Consider the following 689-nt stretch of genomic DNA (forward strand, 5'->3'; position numbering starts at 1 on the left):
GGCCCGGCGCGCAGTCGCACCGGGCCACAAGCCGGTTTCTCCCGGTGCGGGGCGGGCCCGCACCGCTGTCCTCAGCATCCCACGATGCCCCGGCCCTACTGGTGGGCCAGCAGCGCCCGTTGCTGCTCGGCCGCCGTGAGCTCCTCGACGTCGCCATGCAGGTCGACGCGCACGGTGTCGATGGTGCCGGTGAACGCGTTGTCCAGCACGGGATAGTCGTCGGTCACCGGGGTGCCCCGGTCGACCCCGATGTTGAGGGTCTCGTCGAAGGAGAAGTAGTAGGCGGTCGTCTTCTCAACGCGTCCCTCTCCGACCTGCTTCCCGTCCACGCTCAGCCGCACGTTGCCGCCCAGGCCGACCCCGCCGCCGTCGTACGAGAACTCGAACACCAGCTCTCTGGTCCCCGGCTCCAGCGGCTGGTCCGAGCAAACCGTGTAGAGGTCACGCCCGTAGCAGTTGTAGGCATAGCTCAGGCATCCGTCCAGCACGTACAGCGACCAGCCGCCGAACCGGCCACCCTGGGCGATGATCACGCCCTCGGCCCCGGCCTTGGGAATGTCGACCCGTGCGGTGATCCGGTGCGAGCGGTTCTTCACGTTGGGCGTCGTCTCCTCCGTGAACCTGCCCATGCCGGCCCGGTACGTCACGGACGTCCGGCTGCCGAAGAGGTCGATGCGGCCGGCCAGCGT

At 69.2% G+C, this 689-nt stretch carries 1 pseudogene; it reads right to left on the reverse strand.

Annotated features, from left to right (window positions below):
- Positions 1-95: 95 nt before the first annotated feature.
- A pseudogene (locus Y705_RS22070) lies at positions 96-689 on the reverse strand (LamG domain-containing protein); the annotation flags it as partial.

Origin of the sequence: Arthrobacter sp. H41, from assembly GCF_000520535.1 — a bacterium.
In the GTDB taxonomy this organism is placed as follows: Bacteria; Actinomycetota; Actinomycetes; order Actinomycetales; family Micrococcaceae; genus Arthrobacter_D.